General features: G+C 63.4%; 16 protein-coding genes and 1 pseudogene. 5 read left to right on the plus strand and 12 right to left on the minus strand.

The genetic code is table 11. The annotated features are described in order from the left end of the window. Positions 1 to 2: 2 nt before the first annotated feature. The 7 genes and pseudogenes from DCY11_RS05975 to DCY11_RS06005 form a co-directional block, all read right to left on the minus strand. A complete protein-coding gene (locus tag DCY11_RS05975; RefSeq protein WP_245409464.1) occupies positions 3 to 995 on the minus strand; it encodes a type II secretion system F family protein in 993 nt (330 codons plus the stop codon). Then, entirely contained in the window at positions 982 to 2,517 is a 1,536-nt protein-coding gene (locus DCY11_RS05980; protein ID WP_108681871.1) for a CpaF family protein, read from the minus strand. Before DCY11_RS05980 ends, DCY11_RS05975 begins: the two co-directional genes overlap by 14 nt. Before the next feature lie 9 nt (positions 2,518 to 2,526). Beyond that, positions 2,527 to 3,812: pseudogene (locus tag DCY11_RS15875) on the minus strand (CpaE family protein). A gap of 3 nt (positions 3,813 to 3,815) precedes the next feature. Beyond that, positions 3,816 to 4,574 (minus strand): CpaD family pilus assembly protein, encoded by a 759-nt coding sequence (locus DCY11_RS05990; RefSeq protein WP_108681874.1) that lies wholly within the window; start codon positions 4,572 to 4,574, stop codon positions 3,816 to 3,818. An 18-nt stretch (positions 4,575 to 4,592) separates the two neighbouring features. Continuing rightward, positions 4,593 to 6,161, minus strand: a complete 1,569-nt coding sequence (locus tag DCY11_RS05995) for a type II and III secretion system protein family protein (protein WP_159079838.1) — start codon at positions 6,159 to 6,161, stop codon at positions 4,593 to 4,595. 38 nt (positions 6,162 to 6,199) lie between these two features. Continuing rightward, positions 6,200 to 6,988 carry a Flp pilus assembly protein CpaB gene (gene cpaB, locus DCY11_RS06000; protein ID WP_108681878.1) on the minus strand — a complete coding sequence of 263 codons (789 nt, stop codon included), beginning with the start codon at positions 6,986 to 6,988 and terminating at the stop codon, positions 6,200 to 6,202. 254 nt (positions 6,989 to 7,242) lie between these two features. Then, positions 7,243 to 7,674, minus strand: a complete 432-nt coding sequence (locus DCY11_RS06005) for a prepilin peptidase (RefSeq protein ID WP_371515038.1) — start codon at positions 7,672 to 7,674, stop codon at positions 7,243 to 7,245. A gap of 284 nt (positions 7,675 to 7,958) precedes the next feature. Between DCY11_RS06005 and DCY11_RS06010 the strand changes: the two genes are divergently transcribed. Together DCY11_RS06010 and DCY11_RS06015 are read left to right on the plus strand one after the other, a co-directional pair. Next, positions 7,959 to 8,258: a pilus assembly protein N-terminal domain-containing protein gene (locus DCY11_RS06010; RefSeq protein ID WP_108681880.1), complete on the plus strand. Its 300-nt coding sequence runs from the start codon at positions 7,959 to 7,961 to the stop codon at positions 8,256 to 8,258. Further along, positions 8,255 to 8,467, plus strand: coding sequence for a hypothetical protein (locus DCY11_RS06015; RefSeq protein ID WP_108681882.1), 213 nt, complete (start codon positions 8,255 to 8,257; stop codon positions 8,465 to 8,467). Before DCY11_RS06010 ends, DCY11_RS06015 begins: the two co-directional genes overlap by 4 nt. Positions 8,468 to 8,560: 93 nt before the next feature. On the opposite strand, the gene DCY11_RS06020 is transcribed toward DCY11_RS06015, so the two are convergent. Then, positions 8,561 to 10,099, minus strand: a complete 1,539-nt coding sequence (locus DCY11_RS06020; RefSeq protein WP_108681884.1) for a pilus assembly protein — start codon at positions 10,097 to 10,099, stop codon at positions 8,561 to 8,563. Between the two features lie 219 nt (positions 10,100 to 10,318). Here DCY11_RS06020 and DCY11_RS06025 point away from each other — a divergent pair, with 219 nt between their 5' ends. Continuing rightward, positions 10,319 to 10,891 carry a TadE/TadG family type IV pilus assembly protein gene (locus tag DCY11_RS06025; protein ID WP_108681886.1) on the plus strand — a complete coding sequence of 191 codons (573 nt, stop codon included), beginning with the start codon at positions 10,319 to 10,321 and terminating at the stop codon, positions 10,889 to 10,891. An 11-nt stretch (positions 10,892 to 10,902) separates the two neighbouring features. Then, positions 10,903 to 11,493 carry a TadE/TadG family type IV pilus assembly protein gene (locus tag DCY11_RS06030; protein ID WP_159079839.1) on the plus strand — a complete coding sequence of 197 codons (591 nt, stop codon included), beginning with the start codon at positions 10,903 to 10,905 and terminating at the stop codon, positions 11,491 to 11,493. Here DCY11_RS06030 and rimO read toward each other — a convergent pair. Continuing rightward, on the minus strand, positions 11,490 to 12,863 hold the full coding sequence (gene rimO, locus DCY11_RS06035) for a 30S ribosomal protein S12 methylthiotransferase RimO (RefSeq protein ID WP_108681890.1): 1,374 nt from the start codon (positions 12,861 to 12,863) through the stop codon (positions 11,490 to 11,492). The two genes, DCY11_RS06030 and rimO, sit on opposite strands and share 4 nt — an antisense overlap. Before the next feature lie 164 nt (positions 12,864 to 13,027). Here rimO and DCY11_RS06040 point away from each other — a divergent pair, with 164 nt between their 5' ends. Then, positions 13,028 to 13,621 (plus strand): invasion associated locus B family protein, encoded by a 594-nt coding sequence (locus DCY11_RS06040; RefSeq protein WP_108681892.1) that lies wholly within the window; start codon positions 13,028 to 13,030, stop codon positions 13,619 to 13,621. A gap of 27 nt (positions 13,622 to 13,648) precedes the next feature. Here the strand turns inward: DCY11_RS06040 and DCY11_RS06045 are convergent, their stop codons facing one another. The 3 genes from DCY11_RS06045 to DCY11_RS06055 all read right to left on the minus strand — a co-directional run bounded on the left by DCY11_RS06045 (position 13,649) and on the right by DCY11_RS06055 (position 18,294). Continuing rightward, the gene (locus DCY11_RS06045; RefSeq protein ID WP_159079840.1) at positions 13,649 to 15,898 is read right to left on the minus strand and encodes an AsmA-like C-terminal region-containing protein; all 2,250 of its coding nucleotides are present in this window, start codon (positions 15,896 to 15,898) and stop codon (positions 13,649 to 13,651) included. A 198-nt stretch (positions 15,899 to 16,096) separates the two neighbouring features. Then, a complete protein-coding gene (locus DCY11_RS06050; RefSeq protein WP_108681896.1) occupies positions 16,097 to 17,194 on the minus strand; it encodes a DUF1513 domain-containing protein in 1,098 nt (365 codons plus the stop codon). Between the two features lie 2 nt (positions 17,195 to 17,196). After that, the gene (locus DCY11_RS06055; RefSeq protein ID WP_159079841.1) at positions 17,197 to 18,294 is read right to left on the minus strand and encodes an imelysin family protein; all 1,098 of its coding nucleotides are present in this window, start codon (positions 18,292 to 18,294) and stop codon (positions 17,197 to 17,199) included. Positions 18,295 to 18,338 lie beyond the last annotated feature (44 nt).

The following is an 18,338-nucleotide window of genomic DNA, read 5'->3' on the forward strand; positions in this document are numbered from 1 at the left end:
CGTCAGATCTCGAAGTTGATCATCTTGCGCATGACCAGAATGCCGATGAGCATCCATACGACCGCCGCGATCAGCATGACCTGCCCCATCTTCCGGGTCCAAAGCAGGGCGATGTAGTCAGGCGAAATGAAATAGACAGCCGCCATCACGAGCGGCGGCAGAGCGCCGATGATCATGGCGGACGCCTTGGCCTCGGCACTGAGCGCCTTGACCTTGGCCTGCATCTTGTAGCGGTCCCGCAGCACACCCGACAGATTCGACAGGGCCTCGGCCAAATTGCCGCCGGTCTGCGACTGGATGGCGATGACGATCGAGAAGAAGCTCACCTCCTGGAGCGGCACACGCTCATACAGGCGTTCGAACGCCCGCGGCAGCGGAATGCCGATGCGCTGCTGTTCCACGAGTTCCACGAACTCGCTGCGAACCGGTTCGGGCGATTCCGACGCGATCACCTCCATGCAATCCGTTAGCGGAAGACCGGACCGGATGCCGCGCACGATGATGTCGATCGCATTGGCGAACTCGGTCAGGAACTTGGCCTGGCGCGAGCGGATACGGCGGGACAGCAGCCACCGCGGCAAGCCGATCCCACAAACCACCATGCCGAGCAGCGACACGATCGGCGAAAGTCCGGACAGGAGAAAGACCAGCCCACCGAGAAGCGCCATGATTGCGCAGAAGATGTAATAGACCCGTGGCTTGACGTTCAGCCCGGCCTGCATCAGCCGCACCCGCAGCGACGGTCGCTTTTGCTTCTTCTGCTTGGCTTCAATGTCCTTGAGTGTGTCCTGAACCTGCCGGCGTCGGGTTTGCAGCTGCTGCGGCACGGCGGCCCGTTGACGCAGCGATGTCTGCCCTTTGGCGGCGACTTCGAAGCGCTTGTCCACATTGCGTTCGCCGCTGAGGTACGGCATCACCAAAACATAGACCACACCGCCGACGGCGAGCGCGGCCAGAGCGATGGCAGCGAACTGAATGAGCTCAGGCGGTAACAAATTTCTCTCCCAGCGGGCGGCCGTTCTCGTCGGCGACCTCGGCCGAAGCCAAACACTCAGTTAGGCGCTGATGCTCGCCGAAATAGACGGCCTTGTCGTAGAACATCGGGCGCGCGATTCCGGTCGAGCGGTGACGACCGACAATGCGGCCGTTGGCGTCCTCGCCCATGAGGTCGTAGACGAACAGATCCTGGAGAGTCACCACGTCGCCCTCGAGACCGACGACCTCGGTGATGTGCGTGATCTTGCGGCTGCCGTCGCGCATCCGCGAGGCCTGCACAATAATGTCGATCGACGACGTGATCATTTCGCGAATGGTCCTGGCCGGGAGGTTGAACCCGCCCATGAGAATCATGCTCTCCAAACGGCTCAGGCATTCGCGTGGACTGTTGGAGTGCAACGTTCCCATCGAGCCGTCATGACCCGTGTTCATGGCCTGGAGCAAATCGAAAGACTCCGGGCCGCGCACCTCGCCGACGACGATGCGGTCGGGGCGCATGCGAAGGCAGTTCTTGACGAGATCGCGCATCGTGACCTCGCCCTCGCCTTCCAGGTTTGGCGGGCGTGTCTCGAGCCGGACCACGTGCGGCTGCTGCAATTGAAGCTCCGCCGAGTCTTCGCAGGTGATGACGCGCTCGTCCTGGTCGATATAGGCGGTGAGGCAGTTGAGCAGGGTCGTCTTACCGGAGCCCGTGCCGCCGGAGATGACGACGTTGCAGCGCACCCGCCCGATAATCGATAGAAGCGTCTGGCCTTCCGGACTGATCGAGCCAAACCGCGCCAGTTGGTCGAGGGTCAGCCGGTCCTTCTTGAACTTGCGGATGGTTAGGGTCGGACCATCGATCGCCAGCGGCGGCGCGATCACGTTCACGCGACTACCGTCGGGCAGCCGCGCGTCGCAGATCGGGCTCGACTCGTCGACGCGTCGGCCGACCTGACTGACGATCCGCTGACAGATATTCATGAGCTGCGCATTACTGGCAAAGCGGACGGACGCCGCCTCGACCTTGCCGCTCACTTCGATGTAGGTCGTCTCCGCGCCGTTGACCATGATGTCAGCAATGTCATCGCGGATGAGCAGTGGCTCAAGCGGGCCATAGCCCAGCACGTCATTGCAAATGTCCTGGAGCAGTTCTTCCTGCTCGGCGATGGACATGACGACATTCTTGATCGCCACGATCTCGCTGACGATGTCGCGGATTTCCTCACGGGCCGCCTCGGCGTCCAGCTTTCCGAGCTGGGTAAGATCGATCGTATCGATCAGCGCGTTGAAGACCGTCGTCTTGACGTCGTAATACTCCTCGGACCGCTTGGACTCCGGCGCCTTGCGCGGCGCCGGCGCGGCCTCCACGGGCACCTTCTGGGCCGGCGCTGCAGGGGACGGCGCTTCACTCCGCTCGGTTGGCGGAGGGGGGACGTCGGGCGCGGCCACTGGTGGCGCCTTGGGAACCGCGGTGGGTCCCTGCTGGGGCGCTGGCGTGGAGCTGACCTGTGCCCCGGTGCTGTTTCTCTTTCCGAACATGGGTACGTACTAGCTGCGCGCTTTCTTGAGGTTGAGCCGCTCGAGCAGCGGCGCGAGAAGCGATGAGCCTTCGTTCTTGTGCTCGACCCGGTTCGTCAGAAGGTTCGCAAGGCTCCGGAACGCGTCCGCCGCCTTCGCCTTGTCGGAGACTTCCTCGATCATCTGACCGTTGTTCGCAGCCGTGCCGAAGAGCTGGGCGTCGAACTCGATGACCACGCGCGGCTCGAGCTCGATGGCATGGCCGAAATCCTTGACCGGGATCTCGGGGCGCTTGGGCACACCGACCTGGTTGAGCACGAGCATCGGCGGGCGGTCGTTCGGCCGGGCGGCTTTGAGCTGGTCGGCGAGATTCTTGGTGTTCCGCAGGCTTGCCAGATCGGGCATCGCGGTCATCACCACATGGTCGGCCTTCAGAACCACGTCCTTTGCCCAGGCTGTCCACATGTGCGGGACGTCGATCGCGACCCATGGCACGCTCTCACGGACAATATCGAGCACGGATTCGCAGGCGTGCGCATCGATGTCATAAGGCCGATCGAGGGCGATGGGGCCGCAAAAAGGCTCAGGTGTTCCGAGCACCGCGACAGCAAACGATCCAGAAGAACCTCGTCCAGGCGTTCCGGCGCGGACAATGCGTCGCCAATCCCTTGGAGCGGGTCTTGGTTGAAGTCGAGCCCAGCCGTACCGAAGGGAAGATCCATGTCGGCGATGACGACATCGCTTTCCAGCGCGCCCGCGATGGCAAACGCGGTGTTGTGGCAAACGGTGCTGGACCCGGCGCCGCCCTTCGTGCCGACGAAAGCAATGGACTGTCCGACCGGCCCGGTCGACGGATCCGTATAGATCGAAGAGATGCTTTCGATTAGCTGGGCAACGCCCGTGGGCGCAACGACGTACTCGCTTACACCACGGCGCAGGAGCTCGCGGTAGAGCACCACGTCGTTGACGTGTCCGACCGCGATGACCTTGGTGCCCGCGTCGCAGACTTCCGCGAGACGCTCCAGATCGGCAAGCATCTCGGTCCTGTCCAAGAGAGACTCGATGACGATGAGATTGGGGGTGGACGCATCTCGGTAGAAAGCAACCGCCGCTTCGACGCCTCCCATCTGCACCGTGACATGCGCCTTGGACAGGCGCCGATCTTCCGACGCCTTCTGAATGACAGAAGCGGTGTCCTGGTCCTCGCAGAACGCTTGGATATTGACCCGTGGAATCGGGCGCGCACGCGGCTCTTCAGGCGCGTCCGGCGTGGACGGCGGTGGTGATTCCAGGGAATAGGCGACGTTGCTCGACATTCGCTAGTTTCCTACGGCGGATTCACTCGTGAGCGCGCGCTCAGGCAAAGGCTGATTCTGAGGAGCCCACTTGGCGCCCGTCGGATCGCCCTTCACGTACTTTCTCCAGACCGTGTCACGCCGTTCGCCCGGACGCGGGGCCTCCGGCCTCGGCGAGAGAAGGTCCTGCGGGTCGGCGATCATGGCCGCCAGGTTCTTCTGCGTGGCGCAGCCCATATTCGGCGAGGGCAGATTGGCGGGATTTCGTGCAAGGTTCTCCGACCAATCAGGGCAATCAGGTCCCTTCGCGCGGAATTCCATGTAGGACAGGCGCACCGGTGCCGAAGGGTCGCCATTCGCATAGTAGGGCTCCACGCGGACATCCCGCGGGCTGATGCCGCTTCGGCGCATGGCGTGGCGAACATCCCCGTAGACGCGCTTGGCTTCGGCCTGATTGCCGCTGCCAGAAGGCGTCCGCACGATCAGACCGCCCGTTCCGCTTTCGTGGTAGTTGGCGAGATAGCCGTACAGCCGGTTCCACTGCGTGCCGCTCAGGCCACGCGTCCCGCGCGGCGCGGCGATATCCAGCATCGCCTCGCCCTCTCCGACTTGGATCGGATGGCGCTGCGTGGGATCGGACAAGGTGAACGGCGCCTGCATGCGCGGACCTTGCGCGCACCCGGCGACCGAGAGCGTCATTGTGGGCGCTGCCACCATGACGGCCGCGAGCAGCGCGAGCTTTGGTCGAGCAAAGCCCGTGAGACCTTGAGCGGTAGACTTCATCTGACTTTCCTCTTCCCTCTACTCGACGATGAATCCGACGTCGCCTGCGTAGTCGCCGACAGGTGCGCGTTCGGGATCACGTCCGTAAATCCGGTTCATTTGGCCAAGGAGATCGCTGTTCACGTCCGATGCCCAGGCGAAGCCGTCGTCGGGCCGCGCCAACTGCTGGCGAGCGGCCGGTTTGACCACATAGGGCGTAACCAGAACGACGAGTTCCGTTTCCTTCGACTGGAAATCGCGGCTGCGGAACAACGTCCCGAGGACGGGCAGGCTTTTCAGGCCGGGGTACCCGCTGATGGCTTGCCGCGACTGGTCCGACAGCAATCCGGCGATCACGATCGAACCCCCGCTCGGCAGCTCGACGGCCGTCTCCGCACGGCGGACCTTTAGGGCCGGGATCGAGATATTTCTCAGGACGACCGCGCCTTCGGTCGACAGTTCGCTGACTTCCGTCGAAATTTTCAGGCTGATCAGCCCCTCGGACATCACCACCGGGGTGAAGGACAGGCCGATACCGAATTTCTTGAACTCGACGGTGATCTGATCCAGCTGCTGCGCGACCGGGATCGGGAACTCACCGCCGGCGAGGAAGTTCGCCGTCTCTCCCGAAATCGCCGTGAGGTTCGGCTCTGCAAGCGTACGGATCAGGCCGTTCTGGTCGAGCGCGCGCAGGACGGCGTCGACCTGGCTCGTTCCGGACTGCCACCCCACGCCTGCAAGCGCGGCACCCGGGCGGCTGTCGACGAGATTGGGCAGGCCGCCGGCGCCGAGCAATCCGCCCGCGGCGGCGCCCACGGCACCGTTGATGGGGTATGGCAACGCGGAGAGCGCAGCGAAACCGAAATTGCCGGAATTGACGATGGCGGCCAAATCGACGCCAAGCTGCTTGACGACGTTCCGCTCCATTTCAACCACGGATACTTTGAGCAGGACCTGCTCGCGGCCTTCGACGGTGATCATATTGATCACCCGGCTGGACCCTTGATCGCCGCCGGAGCCGCCACCACCGCTGCTGTTGTTGATCGTGACCGCGGCACCTCCGCCACCAGCCGACGTGCTGGTCGGCGCGGCCCCGGAATCGAGGAAGCTGTTCACGATCTCGCTCGCGCGGGTCGCGTCGATCGGCGTGGGAACGCTCCCGGTCAGGACCACGTTCTGACCAACGGTCTCGACGTGAACACGCGAGCCGGGAACCAGACGTGCGATCAGATTCTCGAGGGCCCCAAGGTCCCGCTCGATGGTGACTTCGAGCACGGCGACCTGACCGCCGTTGTTGTCGATGAAGAGAATGTTGGCTTCACCGAGATTTTTGCCGATGAGATAGGCGCGGGTGGCGCTTTGCATCACCGCGTCTATCTGTTCGGGATTGGAAACCATGACCTCCCGCACCGGACGCGGCAGCTCAACAATCATCGACTTGTTGAGTCCGAGCTTGATCTGGCGGACCTGGCCGTCTCCGACGCGCAGGAGCGACTGGTGATAGGACTGAGCGTAGCCTGTTTGCGGCGCCATCGTCATCGCGGCCGCAGCGAAGGCCGCCGCAATCGCGGCCGGCAGGAACAGGGCAGCAAAGAGAGAGCGACGCATCCTGTGAGCTTTTTTTGTTGTATTCGTCATGCGCTTTCTCAGTTGATCCCGAAGGCGCGCGACGGCACGCCGTATTTCAAAAGCTTCACTGTGCTTGAACCGTCGTCGCCAATCGGCGCCGCGGACTCTCCGTTCGTCTGTGCGTCGGCAAGACTGCGCAGCGACAAGGAGATCTCCCCTATCGACTGCGCGAGCATCAGCACCTCCGCCTGGCGCGGAGTAAGTTCGAGCGTGGCCGTCTTTCCAGAGACGGACTTCTCACCATCGTTGTTTTCCAGGGCCTGGCCGATGGCGAGCACGCGAACGTTGCGGAGAATGGCCTCGCTGACCATCTGGTCCTTCCGGCCGACTTGCTGCTTGTGCGACAGGATCACGTCCACCCGGTCGTTCGGCAGGATGAAGCCGCCGGCGGCTGTTTCCTCTTGGATCGGCGTCGACACCGCCCGCATGCCGCGCGGCAGAATGGCGGCCATGACGCCGCCTTCGGAAATCTTGATGAGCTTTTGATCTTTGATGGGTTCGCCCGCGATAAAGGGCGCGCGCGCGACAGCGCCGGAAAGATCCGATGGCGCATCGGGCTGCGACTCCCGGGTGATCAATCCCGGCGTCACGCCCTCGACGGGCCATTGCTGCCATTTGAAGTCGGCTGCATCCACGCTGTCGCCGAGGTTAATGTCCTTCGACGCAACGAGCACATCCGTGGCGCCCACGGTCTTCTCGACCTCCTGCACCTCGGGAGGCCGGGAAACAATGGAATTCGCCATCCACGCCGCAGCGATTGCTGCAGTCGCGGCAATCACCAGAACAACGGCCCTTCCCTTTTTCATTGTCAGCCCTTCCCCTTCGGCGCTTTGAACATCGCGCCAGTTAAGGCCGACTGTGCCGCATCAAACCTCAACGCGAAGTTAATGCCTGTGCCAAATTGGGCGCAGGAACCCTTGGGGTTGGGGGCCGAGGTGGTGCCAGGGTCGAGGCCTGAGCGGGGCCTAAATAGAGGCCCGGCCACGCGGCATCGCGGCGCCAGAGCCCTGGTGCCGTGACTTGACGTCGATCGGGAGATGCGTAGGTGCGCTAGGGCGCGCTACCCGCCAAACGCGGCCATGAACGCCGTATGGGGGTAGACCAGAAGGCCGGCGGCCGCGAGAGCGATGCCGTAGGGAACCCCCTCTTTGGAATCGTGCAGCCGCGTGATCCACTGCTGCGAGTACAGCGCCGCCGGGAGCGGCATGGACCGCATCACGAGCAAAAACAGCGTCAGAACGCCGCCAAAGACTGCGGCATAGATCGCGAAGGCCAGGGCGTGTTCGGGCCCCATCCATAGGCACGTGGCCGCGAAGAACTTCGCATCGCCGCCGCCGATCCACCCCATAGAGAACATCGCGAAGGTGATCACGAGTGCGCCCATGGCCAGGGCGACGCTAAGGCCCGCGGTCTCCCAGCCGATGCCGACCAGCGGCGCGAGCAAGGCGAACCCGGCGATCAAGGCCAGCGAGATCCAGTTGGGCAGCGTCATCGAGAACAGGTCGTAGGCAGCCGCGAAAAGCCATCGCCAACGGAAAGATCGAGATGATGAGTAGGTCGGTTACCATGTGCCGTTCTGCCTCTACGGGACGCTTTGGGAATCTCGCACGAGAACGGACGGTCCCGTGCAGCGGGGGCAGTCTTGGGGCCAAGGGTTAAAGACCGCGTTAACCGATCGGTGGTGAACAAGGTTTGCCAATCCTTCACCTTTTCCGGGTGAGATCGCCTCAGACATTCAGTCCTCATTAGTAGTTGAGCGTAGGGGATAGGAAGCCAATGGCATTCCGCTTTCGCCCGGGTCTTAAGGCCTGCGGTATCTCAGTTGCCGCGACCGTGGCCATGGCCTCCATTCAGCCTGCGTGGGCCTCGGGCATGCATGCCTCCAGCCGGGACATCGAGGTCCTCATGGACCAAGCGATGATGGTGCGCCTGGAACGTCCCGCCGCGGAAATCGTGGTCGGCAATCCCTCGATCGCCGATGTCGCCGTACAGAGCAGCAATACGCTCGTTCTAACCGGCAAGTCGTTCGGCGAGACCAACCTGATCGTGACCGATCGGGACGGAAGGTCCTCGTGAACCGCCGCATCGTGGTTCAGGAACCCGATGGGGGCTTCGTCACCGTATACCGGGGCGTCAGCCGCGAGACCGTCCATTGCGCGCCCAACTGCGAGACGCCGCTCGTCATCGGCGACAACGCGACCTATTTCGATACGATCGCGAAAGAGGTTCGCGTCAAGCAAGGCATCGGTCAGTCCTCCGCGCAAGGCGAAGCCGGCGGCGAGTAGCCCGCAACACGCTTCCCCGCGTCCAAACGCACCGAAGCCCGGCGCGATTGACACGCCGGGCTCCGAGATACCGCACCCTTTGCCGTCTTGACCCTATTGCGCAATGCGCAGTTCGCTCAAGCCTTGCGCAATATCGGCGAAGATCGCCGCGAGCTGAGAATTGGACGGCGAGTTGTAGTACATGTCCGGCTTCGACGCGCAGTTCCTCAGTAGGGTGTGGGTCGAGGAACTGCTCACGCGAAAGCCGATCGTGTAGATCAGAATGCCCTTCGCCTTGATGTTGTTGCAGACCGTCTCCGTCTTGTCGTCGAGCTCATTCTCCGCGGTCGAGCCGCTGGTGCTGCCCAAATGGCCCTCCGACGGATAGCCAAAGGCGTTGTAGTTGGAACCGTTATGGTTGTAGACGCGGCCCGGGTCGTTCGATCCGTCCGTCAGTAGCACGATCGCCTTGACGCGCTCCTCTTCGTCGTACGCCTCCGCTTCCGTGAAGGGCGCGCTCGGCGACAGCACGCGCCAGCCCCAAAGGAGCCCGGCCGGGATGTTCGTGTAGCCGTTCGCCTGCAGCGCATTGATCGCGTCGGTCACATCGCTCTTGCTGTCGCTCAGAGCCGTGATGGGGCGCGGAGGACAATTCTGGTTCGGACCTTTGGAGCTGCTGTCGATGCTGATGTTGTCGTACTTGCCCGTGTACTTCTGGCATTTCTCGGGCGTGCGATTCTTCTTCTTCCGCTCTCCGCATTTTTGGTCGTCAATATAGCTGTTGGGGTAGCTGTACCCGTCATCATTGTCCGAGTCCGGCTCGTCCGGCGCAAAGTAGGGCGCAAAAAGGGAATCGGGGGCCCAGGGACTCGGCGTTGCATCGGTCAGCTCATAGGCGGAGCCGGCCCGCTCCCGCACACAGCCCTCCCAGTCCCAAGAAGACTTCTTGCGGCGCAGCTTGTCGAAGAAGTCGAACGGTTTCGTACCCGAACCGAAGTCTTCCTTTGCGACTTGAGACTTGGCCTCGGTATCGAGCCAATCAGCGTTCTCGTTGTTGGATCCAACATTGACCGCCGCGGCAAAGGGCACGAGCGCCACGTCCAGCGTGTCCGACGTGTCGCGATCGCCGAACATGTCGTTGACCATCTTCTTGGCCGCGTCCTTCATGGCATTCATCTTGCCGCTGGACCCCATCGAGCCGGTTGTATCCAACACGAGGGCAAGCTCGATGTTGCGCTGACGCTTCGTGATCGTGTTCTCGATGCTCACGCCGATATTGTCGTAGTTGGCAAGCCGCATGAAGGTCGTCGGCACCGAGGCCGTCGCCTTTACGACGATATCGTCGCCGACGAAGCGAACCTCGAAGTTGCTCTTGATATCCGCAGACAGGCTTGATGCGTAGTTGGCCTCGAAGAACTTCTTCGCCTTGTCCTCAAGCTCCGACTCGCTCAGCCCTACCCATGATCCGATCGCCAGTGCCGCGGAGTCGGCCGCATCGGACATCGCGCCCCGAACCGTCATGGCCCTGCCGTAGTCGACGGCCAAGCCGACGAAAAGAACGAGCGGAACGATGGCGAGGCCGAAAAGAATTGCCACGTTGCCACGCTTGTCACGGGAAAAGCGGCGCGCGCGCGCCGTCGAAGCCTGCAGCATTTGACACCCCTGTGTGTTTTGGCCGGCAGGGGCATCATTCGACGTGCCCCCTGTCCAGCGGGCGTCATCTAAGCAGAAACGTCCTTACGGCCCGTCTCTCAATTTGATAAAATTCAAATATACTTAGAATTAAGATGAGTTTCTTCTTCGTTTACCTTCGCCTGCAGCAGAACTTCCCATTTACTCGCCGTTAAACGTACAGCCTCTATTCGTTTCAACATGTTGTTCTTGATTAGAGAGGCGGTCGCTGGGGCGCGGCGCATCGGGGCTCGCGCTCGCTTCGTCCACGACCAGAAGGGCGCCTCCGCCCTCGAATTTGCCATCGTGGCGGCCCCGTTCATCTTCCTCATGCTCGCTATCATGCAGATCGGGTACGTGTTCTTCGCGAACTTTGCGCTCGACGGTGCGGTTGCGAACGGCGCGCGCCTCATCCGGACGGGTCAGGCGCAGATGCAGGGCTTCGATGCGGCGAAGTTCAAAGAAGAACTGTGCAAGGGACTGATCGGCCCACTGTCATGCGGCAAGTTGATGCTCGACGTGCGCAGCTACGACAGCTTCTCGACGGCCGCGTCCGGACTGACACCGCCTCTCGATTCGAAGGGAAGAATAAATACCAAGGTGGCCTTCGATCCCGGCAGCCCGGAGCAGGTTGTCATCGTTCGCGCCTTCTATCCGCTGGAGATAGGCTCGCTTTTCCCATCCGCATACGGTCTCGGCAGCATGGGCAACATGGCCGATGGAGACCGCATGCTCGTATCCACCGCCGCGTTCCGTAACGAACCGTATTTGTAGGGGTCTGCTGCGTGACATCGTTCCGACGCATGGGATCGCGCCTGCAGCGGTCCATGAAGCGCCTCGCGCGTCGTCTCGCCGACGCACGCAGCGGCGCTTCGGCGATTGAGTTCGCGTTCATCCTGCCCGTCATGCTCATCCTGTACACCGGCGCTGTCGAATTGAACAACGCGCTCACAGTCTATCGCCGGACCATGCAGGTCGCGACGACGGCCGCCGACCTCACCGCGCAAGTAAAATCCGTCACCAAGACCGACATCGCCGACATTCAGGCTGCGGCAACGAGCATCCTCACCCCCTACTCGGCCGGGCCTCTCAAGATCGTTTTGACGAGCGTGGTCGCGAACGACAACAATGTGGGCAAAGTTGAATGGAGTTGCGCCAACACAGGCGCGGCGCGCACCAAGGGCTCGACGTACCAGGTTCCCAGTGGACTCACTGAGCCGGACAGTAGCGTGATCGTTGCCGAGGTGACCTACGCCTTCAAGCCGCTGATCGGGCTCACCGAGTTCTTCAGTCCCGGCGCATATAATATGGAACGCACGTTCTATGCGCGGCCGAGGCGGAGCCTGACCGTCAAGAAGACCGACAATTCCTGCTAGGCATCGGTTCCCGCGGGCTGGCGCACAGGGCTCGCCCATAGATCGTATTCGCTCGCGTCCGTCACCGTTGCCAACAGCCGGTCACCGGGCTCGAGCCCCTCGCAATCCTCGATGAAGACGTTTCCGTCGATCTCCGGTGCGTCCCAATGAGATCGTGCGATCGCGCCTTCGGAGTCGACATCGTCGACGATGACCTCGAGCGTTTCGCCGACACGGGCCCCGAGCACTTTGGCACTGATGGCCTGTTGGTGCGCCATGAGACGGGCGTAGCGCTCTTCCTTGACCTCTTCGGGGACTTCGCCCGGCAGCGCATTGGCCGGCGCCCCGTCGACGTCTTCGTATTTGAAGCACCCGACGCGCGCGAGCCGTGCCTCGCTCAACCAGTCGAGCAGTTGAACAAAGTCTTCTTCGGTCTCGCCCGGAAAACCCACGATGAACGTCGACCGCACGGCAAGATCGGGGCACTGCGCCCGCCAGCGTGCGAGCCGTTCCAGCGTCTTCTCCTGATGGGCGGGCCGGCGCATCGCTTTCAGAATACGCGGGCTGGCATGCTGAAACGGAATGTCGAGATAGGGAAGGATGCGCCCCTCGGCCATCAGCGGCAAAACCTGGTCCACATGCGGGTACGGATAGACGTAGTGCATGCGGACCCAAACGCCGAGCGAGCCCAGGGCCGCCGCGAGATCGGCGAAACGGGTCTGCACTTGCCGGCCACCCCACTCGGTCTCCGCATATCCGAGATCGACGCCATAGGCGCTCGTATCCTGCGAGATCACCAGGAGTTCCTGAACGCCGGCAGCGACGAGCCGCTCAGCCTCGCGCATCACGTCTGTGAACGGCCGGCTTTGTAGAGGCCCGCGCAAATGCGGAATGATGCAGAAGCTGCACGAATGATTGCAGCCTTCCGATATCTTCAAATAAGCGTAGTGGCGCGGCGTGAAGCGGACGCCGTCCGGCGGCACGAGATCCAGGAACGGATCGTGAGCGCGCGGCACGGCCTTGTGCACCGCCTCGACCACGGCCTCATAGGCCTGCGGTCCCGTGATCGCGAGCACGTCGGGATACTGATCGCGGATGCGCCCGGCTTCGACGCCGAGACAACCCGTGACAATAACGCGGCCATTCTCTGCCAACGCTTCACCGATGGCCTGGAGCGATTCTTCCTTGGCGCTGTTGAGGAAACCGCATGTGTTGACGACGACGGCGTCGGCGCCCTCGTAGCTTGGCGACAGCACGTAACCTTCCGCGCGCAGGCGCGTGACGATCCTCTCCGAATCCACAAGGGCCTTGGGACAACCAAGGCTCACGAGGCCGATCTTCGGGGCGTGGGCGCTGTTCGGCGCATTTTCGTCGGGTGTGGTTTCAGTCATCGGTCGCACTTATAGGCTTGCCGGTGCCCGAGGCAATAGGGCGTGAGGGGCAAGGCCCCGGCGTCGGCAAGGCCGTTGCATGATACGCCGTTTGGCGTTTATCTCCCGGTAGCTGAGGGCCGCCGGTACGGAGAGACTCTTAAGCTTGCGAAAGGGGCTTGCTCATGCGTCTGCGTCCGATGTTTCTGGCCTTCTTGACCGGGGTCCTGGTTTGCGGCGCGCCGCTCGGCACGGCCTCGGCCCAAACCACATCGGCGAAGAAGACCCCTCCGGCCCAAACCGATCCCAATAAGCCTGCGACACGGGTCGCCGGAAGCTACGGCAACTGGACACTTCTGTGCGGCAAGGAGGGCGACCCGAAGACCGCCGAGGAGCGATGCTCGCTCGTCCTGCCGCTGATCGAGAAGAAGACCCAGAAGCTGATCTTCCGGGTGATTCTGGTCTACGGCCCCAAGGGCCGGCTGGTCCTTCGCGTGGACGGGCCGACAGGCGTTGCGCTCCAGCGCGGCGTGCAGCTCGCGACGGATTCGGAGAAGGTCTACACAATGCCGTATCAAACCTGCCTGCCCATGGGCTGCAAGGCGCTCTATCTCGTGCCCGACGAGATGCGGCAGGACCTACTGAACTCGAAAAAAGGAACGATCGTCGTCTACGCGCTGAACGGCAAGCAAATCCAGACGGTCGCCGAGTTCGATGGGCTCGCGTTGGGGCTTGAGGCCCTCGACAAGAAACGCACCGCAATCGTGAAGAACAACTAGCGCCGCAAAGAACCAAAGGCGCGAAACCTAACGCAGCGATTCCATCCGCAGCGGCGGGGAGCCATCGCCGTCCGCAGGCGCGACGGAGAAGGATGGCGCCAGCGCGCTCGGCTGCGCTTCCTGACCTGCGGCGGGACCACCGCTTGTGATCTGCGTCCGGCGGCGAGCGCCACGCTTCTCACGAAGAGCCACACCGGGAATGACGATCTCCGTGGCGGCTTCGCCGCTTCCGGCCACCAGCGGGTTACCCGCGATGCCGATCCGGGGGTTCGTCAGGGGCCCCGCAATCCGAAGCTGCGGCAGATGTTCGGCCGTCGAGGCCACGCCGCCGCCTTGCGTCTTCTCGACCGGTCCCGGATTCACGACGAGATCGAGACTGTCGCGCGGAAGGTTCACGACGCCGTCGGCATTGATGTTCGCCGACGGGCTCCGCAGTCTGAGGTTCCGGGTGGCCGCCAAGCCGTGATTGATGTCGAAGCTGCCCGCAAGCAGGCTGAACGGCATTGTGGCCCCGGGATCCTGGTGCAGGTCGAGCTTCCCGGCCTCGAGTCCGCTGACGAGCGTGGACGCCGCCATCCCATCGACTGCGCCGTCGGCGATCGCGAAAGCGCCGTTGCCCATGAGCGACAACGCCATTTCCTGCCAGTCTCCGCCAATACCCGAAACGTTGAGTGTCAGCTTGCCCTGGCCGCCGATCCGCTCCGTTCCGAATGCATCCTTCAGCAGCGAGCGGGTGTCGACATCCTCGAGACGAAGATCACCGGCAAAGCTTGGAACGGAATCGTTCAAGGCGGCTGTCAGCGTTCCACGCCCGCTGCCGCCGTAGAATGTCATGTGCCAGAGCGTGGCCGCGAGTGTGCCGTTCGCAAAGTCGAGGCTCACCGCGCTCGGTCCGATCTGCACGCCGTCGAGCCGCGCCCTTCGGATATCCAGGTCCACATCGGCATCGAAGAGCGGCTCGTTGGACTGTGGGACGGCTGCCGTCGCCAGCACCTGGTCAATGGCCTCCTGCGGCATCGAAATCGTGAGGCTGGGCTGCGACACGCCCGGCCCCGGCTTGAGAAGACGCGGGGCGCCCGATGCGGCGTCGGGGTTGGGCGGCGGTGCGATGTCCTGCTCGACATGCGTAGCGGGGCCCGTGTTCGGGTTGGCCGGGCTTGGAGCCGCAAATGCCAACGGCGTCGCGGCTGGAATCGCGGGCAGCGCGCCCCGGCCCGTCATCGCCAGAACCGGGCCGAGATTGAGTTCGTCGACGACGAACGATCCCTCGATGCGCGGCCGGGTAGTGGTCAGCGCGATCTTCGCGCTTCCCTGGCCGCGTGCATTCTCCTGCACAAAACGTATGTCGCTAAGGTCCACCTGCTCGCCGGTCCAGGCCACCGTGCTCTGCATCTCTCCTTCGCCCGTCACCGGGACGGCGCCGGAGACGCCTTTCAGCCAGGCGAGGAATTGGCGGACGGAGCGGGTCTTGGCGGAGAGTGTGCCCTCGCCGGACAGGCGCGGAACCATCGCGATGTCGCCCTCGTAGCGCGCGGACACGGTATCCGCCTCGATGGCCAGCTTCAGCTGTGCGGCGCCTTGGTCTGCGAGAGCAGCCGGGGACGCGAGTTTGAAGTCGAAGCCGACCGACTTGCCTTTCCAGTTGAGGTGTCCGCGCCCGGCCATCGGCGAGGTGAGAGCCGGCATGGTCAGCGCGGCGTTGACGCGCTCGAAGCGATGCGGTTTCGCGCGGCGGGCGCTGTGGACGAGAACCGTGCCATCGCGGATCTCAAGCTCTTCGATGGCGAACGCTTGCGGAGCCGCCGGGTCATCGGCCTGTCCGACAGCCGTCAGGGCCGACGACGCATCATCCGAGCTGCCATCCGCATGCAGCGAAAGCACGGGGCGATCGAGTACGACACGCTCGATCGAGGCGGGGGCCCCAAAGAGATCAAGAAAGCCAAGATCGATTTCGAGCTTCGGGATCGACAGCGCTGCGGCGTCCGGCTGCGCGGTCGGTGCGCTGATGACGGCATCGGTGATCTCGATATGAGGGGTCGGCAAAAACGAAAGCCGCGTGCCGCCGTTGATGGCGAGGTCGCGCCCGGTATGCGCGTTGAGCCAAGAGACGGCCCGCGCTTCGACCCAGCTAGACGGAGCCAATAGGTTGGCGCCGGCGAGAGCCACGGCACACACGGCGGTGACGCCGCCGAAAATCTTCAGTCCGAGACCCCAAATGCGGCGCCGGGGTGCTTGCGGGGGGAGCGCGCCTTCTAACTCGACGCCGCGAAGTCCCACAGATGCGGGCTGCAGCGATCGCGAAACAGGCACGAGTGCGCGCGAACGCTGTCGCGTCTTGTCAGATGTGTGGCGCTGCATTGATCCCCCGGACGAACTGTCCGAATTAGCCCGACAAATGCGGTGAGAATTGGAACGAAACGCAAGACCGCGCGCTTCGTCCACGGACAAACTATCCGGTATGCCGAGTTGCGCCGCTCAGCGCACGAGAATTGCGTGATTATCCCAGTGAAAACGCGTGGAATGGCGCGGGCCGAGGCCGTCCGCACTGCCCGACAGGAGCCAGCCCTCGCCGCTGGTGAGCAAGAATGTCGCACCCTTGTGGGTCGGCGCCAGTCCGCAGCCGTCGCGCAGACTGCACGATCCGAGAAAGCGTCGTGCTTTCGGGTCCCAATAGGTCACGACCCCACCCTTCGGCGCGGACGCCGCCACAACCGAGCCATCCGAATCGGCCGTCACCGACCCGATGTAGTTCTTCAGGGTGAGTTGAGTCTCTTCCGGCGCCGGAATGACGGTCAGCGTTTCACCGCGCCGGTGGAATCCCATCAGCGGCGGCAGGTCGTCGGCATCGCCGCGATACTGGCAGCCGAACGCCACAATATCATCGCCCGCGACCGTCAGATGGCGAATGGACAGACGGCGAAGTTCCTCGGGGTGACCGTGCCGCTCCAGCAGGTCCCCCGTCTCGAGATCCACATAGGTGAGCGACGGCTCCATGACGGCGAGGTTCAGTTCCTCGCGCCTGCGGTCCGGATGGGTCTGAATGCCGCCATTGGCCACGACCAGCGTGCGCTTGTCGGAGAGCAGCGCCAGATCGTGCGGGCCGATGCCGTGGCTCGGAATCTCTCCGATCTGACGATAGCCGGCTCCCGCGTCGCGGACGCCGATCACGCCGCGCCCGCCGTCGTAATCGTTCTCGGTCGTGTACAGCAGCCTGCCGTCGGCGGAGAACACACCATGCCCATAGAAGTGCCGGCCGGGACGGGCCGAGAACCAAACCGGCTTACGCGCATCCATGGGGACGGCGACGCCGAAACGGCCGGGGCGTCGCGCGAATGCCACCCATTCCGAGCCGCCCGGACGCAGCGCGACATCGTGGCCGCGGGCCGGCAGCAGGACTTCGCGAATGTCGCCGCGTTCGAGGTCGAACAGCGCCGCAGAATAGTTGCCTTGGTCGTCCTTGCGCGCGGCGGCGAAGCGCTCCGGCAACGACGCGGCGGCAAGCTCTGCGGGAACGGTCAGCGCCAGCGAGGATCCGGCCAGCGCCGTGAGAAACGTGCGGCGGTTGAGCGTCATGGCTAGTCTCCATCACCTGCGTTGAAACCGAAGCTGAGCCCCGCACCCTCGGCAATCAATACGGATGCGGTGGTGTTCGCGCTCTTCAAACCGACGCGCAGGGCCTCGAGCTTACCGCGCTGTTCGGGGTCGGTGACCACCTCGGCTACCGGCTCGGTTTCGGCGCCAAGAACGTCGATACTGCGCTTGAGGTCGAACACGACCGAGTCTTCGACGCCCGGCGACTGGTCGGCAACGATCCCCGCAAAGCCGCCCTCGACGAACAGGGCCTGCACGAACTGAAGATTGACGGTCATGTTCGGAAAGGTCTGCCCGCTCCGCCAGAACGCTGCGAGGCGCGGGCGTGCGCGCTCGGCGGACTCGCTCAGCACCCGGCCGAGCTTTTGATCGCGCACCCGTTCGATGCCGCTGCTGAAGGCCTTGAAGAGTTCGAGCGTGACGTCTTTCGGCGCGCGGTAGAGCACGCCGTCGGGCTCGGGTTCCAGGAAGCTCTTGGTGAACGGCGCATCGGGCGCCCACGCCTCGACAAGGTCTTTGGAGAGTTGCGCAATATTGTCAGTCACTGCCGCGGCGAAGCGGCAGCGAAACACCGCATCGTCTCCGGGGCTCGCAAGGGCGTCGGATCCCTTGCCGTAAAGAAGAATTTCGAGGGCCGGCAAGCCCTGCAGTGCGACACTCTTCTTGGCGAGCGTCCCCACACTCGTGACACTCTCGTCCTTATCCAAGAGGACCCGCTGGACCTGCCGGTAGCCGAGGCCCTTCCGGTCCGGCCAAAAGAACAGCCGCTCGTAGCGATGCTCGTGATTGACCGGTCCGAACTGAAAGATCTCGACCGCGCTCCAACCCTCGACGGCCGCAACGAACGCCGCGCGGGCATCTGCCAAAGCCTTGTCGGAGGGATCCCTACAGAGCATGGCGGTCACGGCCGCCAAGGTCGCGGCATCGTCCGCGAATGCCTCGTAACCCGGCCGTATGACTTTCGTCAGCGCGGCCTCGGCAACGGCGCCATGATCCGCCTCCGCCCGCGCCGCGGGCCCGGCCGAACCAAGAGCAAGAAACAGAATCCCGAGGGACAGGGCCGAATGGAGGAAACGGGTCATTGGCATATGTCTAACATCTGATGCGCAGCTTGGCGTGGGGCCCG

Origin of the sequence: Methyloceanibacter sp. wino2, from assembly GCF_003071365.1 — a bacterium.
In the GTDB taxonomy this organism is placed as follows: domain Bacteria; phylum Pseudomonadota; class Alphaproteobacteria; order Rhizobiales; family Methyloligellaceae; genus Methyloceanibacter.

Bases quoted from the DNA above. Each gene is read 5' to 3' on its own strand.
- DCY11_RS06040 (WP_108681892.1), top strand. From the start codon at position 13,028: ATGCGTCTGCGTCCGATGTTTCTGGCCTTCTTGACCGGGGTCCTGGTT.
- DCY11_RS06025 (WP_108681886.1), top strand. From the start codon at position 10,319: ATGTTGTTCTTGATTAGAGAGGCGGTCGCTGGGGCGCGGCGCATCGGG.
- DCY11_RS06010 (WP_108681880.1), top strand. From the start codon at position 7,959: ATGGCATTCCGCTTTCGCCCGGGTCTTAAGGCCTGCGGTATCTCAGTT.
- DCY11_RS05995 (WP_159079838.1), bottom strand. From the start codon at position 6,161: ATGCGTCGCTCTCTCTTTGCTGCCCTGTTCCTGCCGGCCGCGATTGCG.
- DCY11_RS05980 (WP_108681871.1), bottom strand. From the start codon at position 2,517: ATGTTCGGAAAGAGAAACAGCACCGGGGCACAGGTCAGCTCCACGCCA.
- DCY11_RS06020 (WP_108681884.1), bottom strand. From the start codon at position 10,099: ATGCTGCAGGCTTCGACGGCGCGCGCGCGCCGCTTTTCCCGTGACAAG.
- DCY11_RS06050 (WP_108681896.1), bottom strand. From the start codon at position 17,194: ATGACGCTCAACCGCCGCACGTTTCTCACGGCGCTGGCCGGATCCTCG.
- DCY11_RS06005 (WP_371515038.1), bottom strand. From the start codon at position 7,674: ATGACGCTGCCCAACTGGATCTCGCTGGCCTTGATCGCCGGGTTCGCC.
- DCY11_RS05990 (WP_108681874.1), bottom strand. From the start codon at position 4,574: ATGAAGTCTACCGCTCAAGGTCTCACGGGCTTTGCTCGACCAAAGCTC.
- rimO (WP_108681890.1), bottom strand. From the start codon at position 12,863: ATGACTGAAACCACACCCGACGAAAATGCGCCGAACAGCGCCCACGCC.
- DCY11_RS06055 (WP_159079841.1), bottom strand. From the start codon at position 18,294: ATGACCCGTTTCCTCCATTCGGCCCTGTCCCTCGGGATTCTGTTTCTT.
- cpaB (WP_108681878.1), bottom strand. From the start codon at position 6,988: ATGAAAAAGGGAAGGGCCGTTGTTCTGGTGATTGCCGCGACTGCAGCA.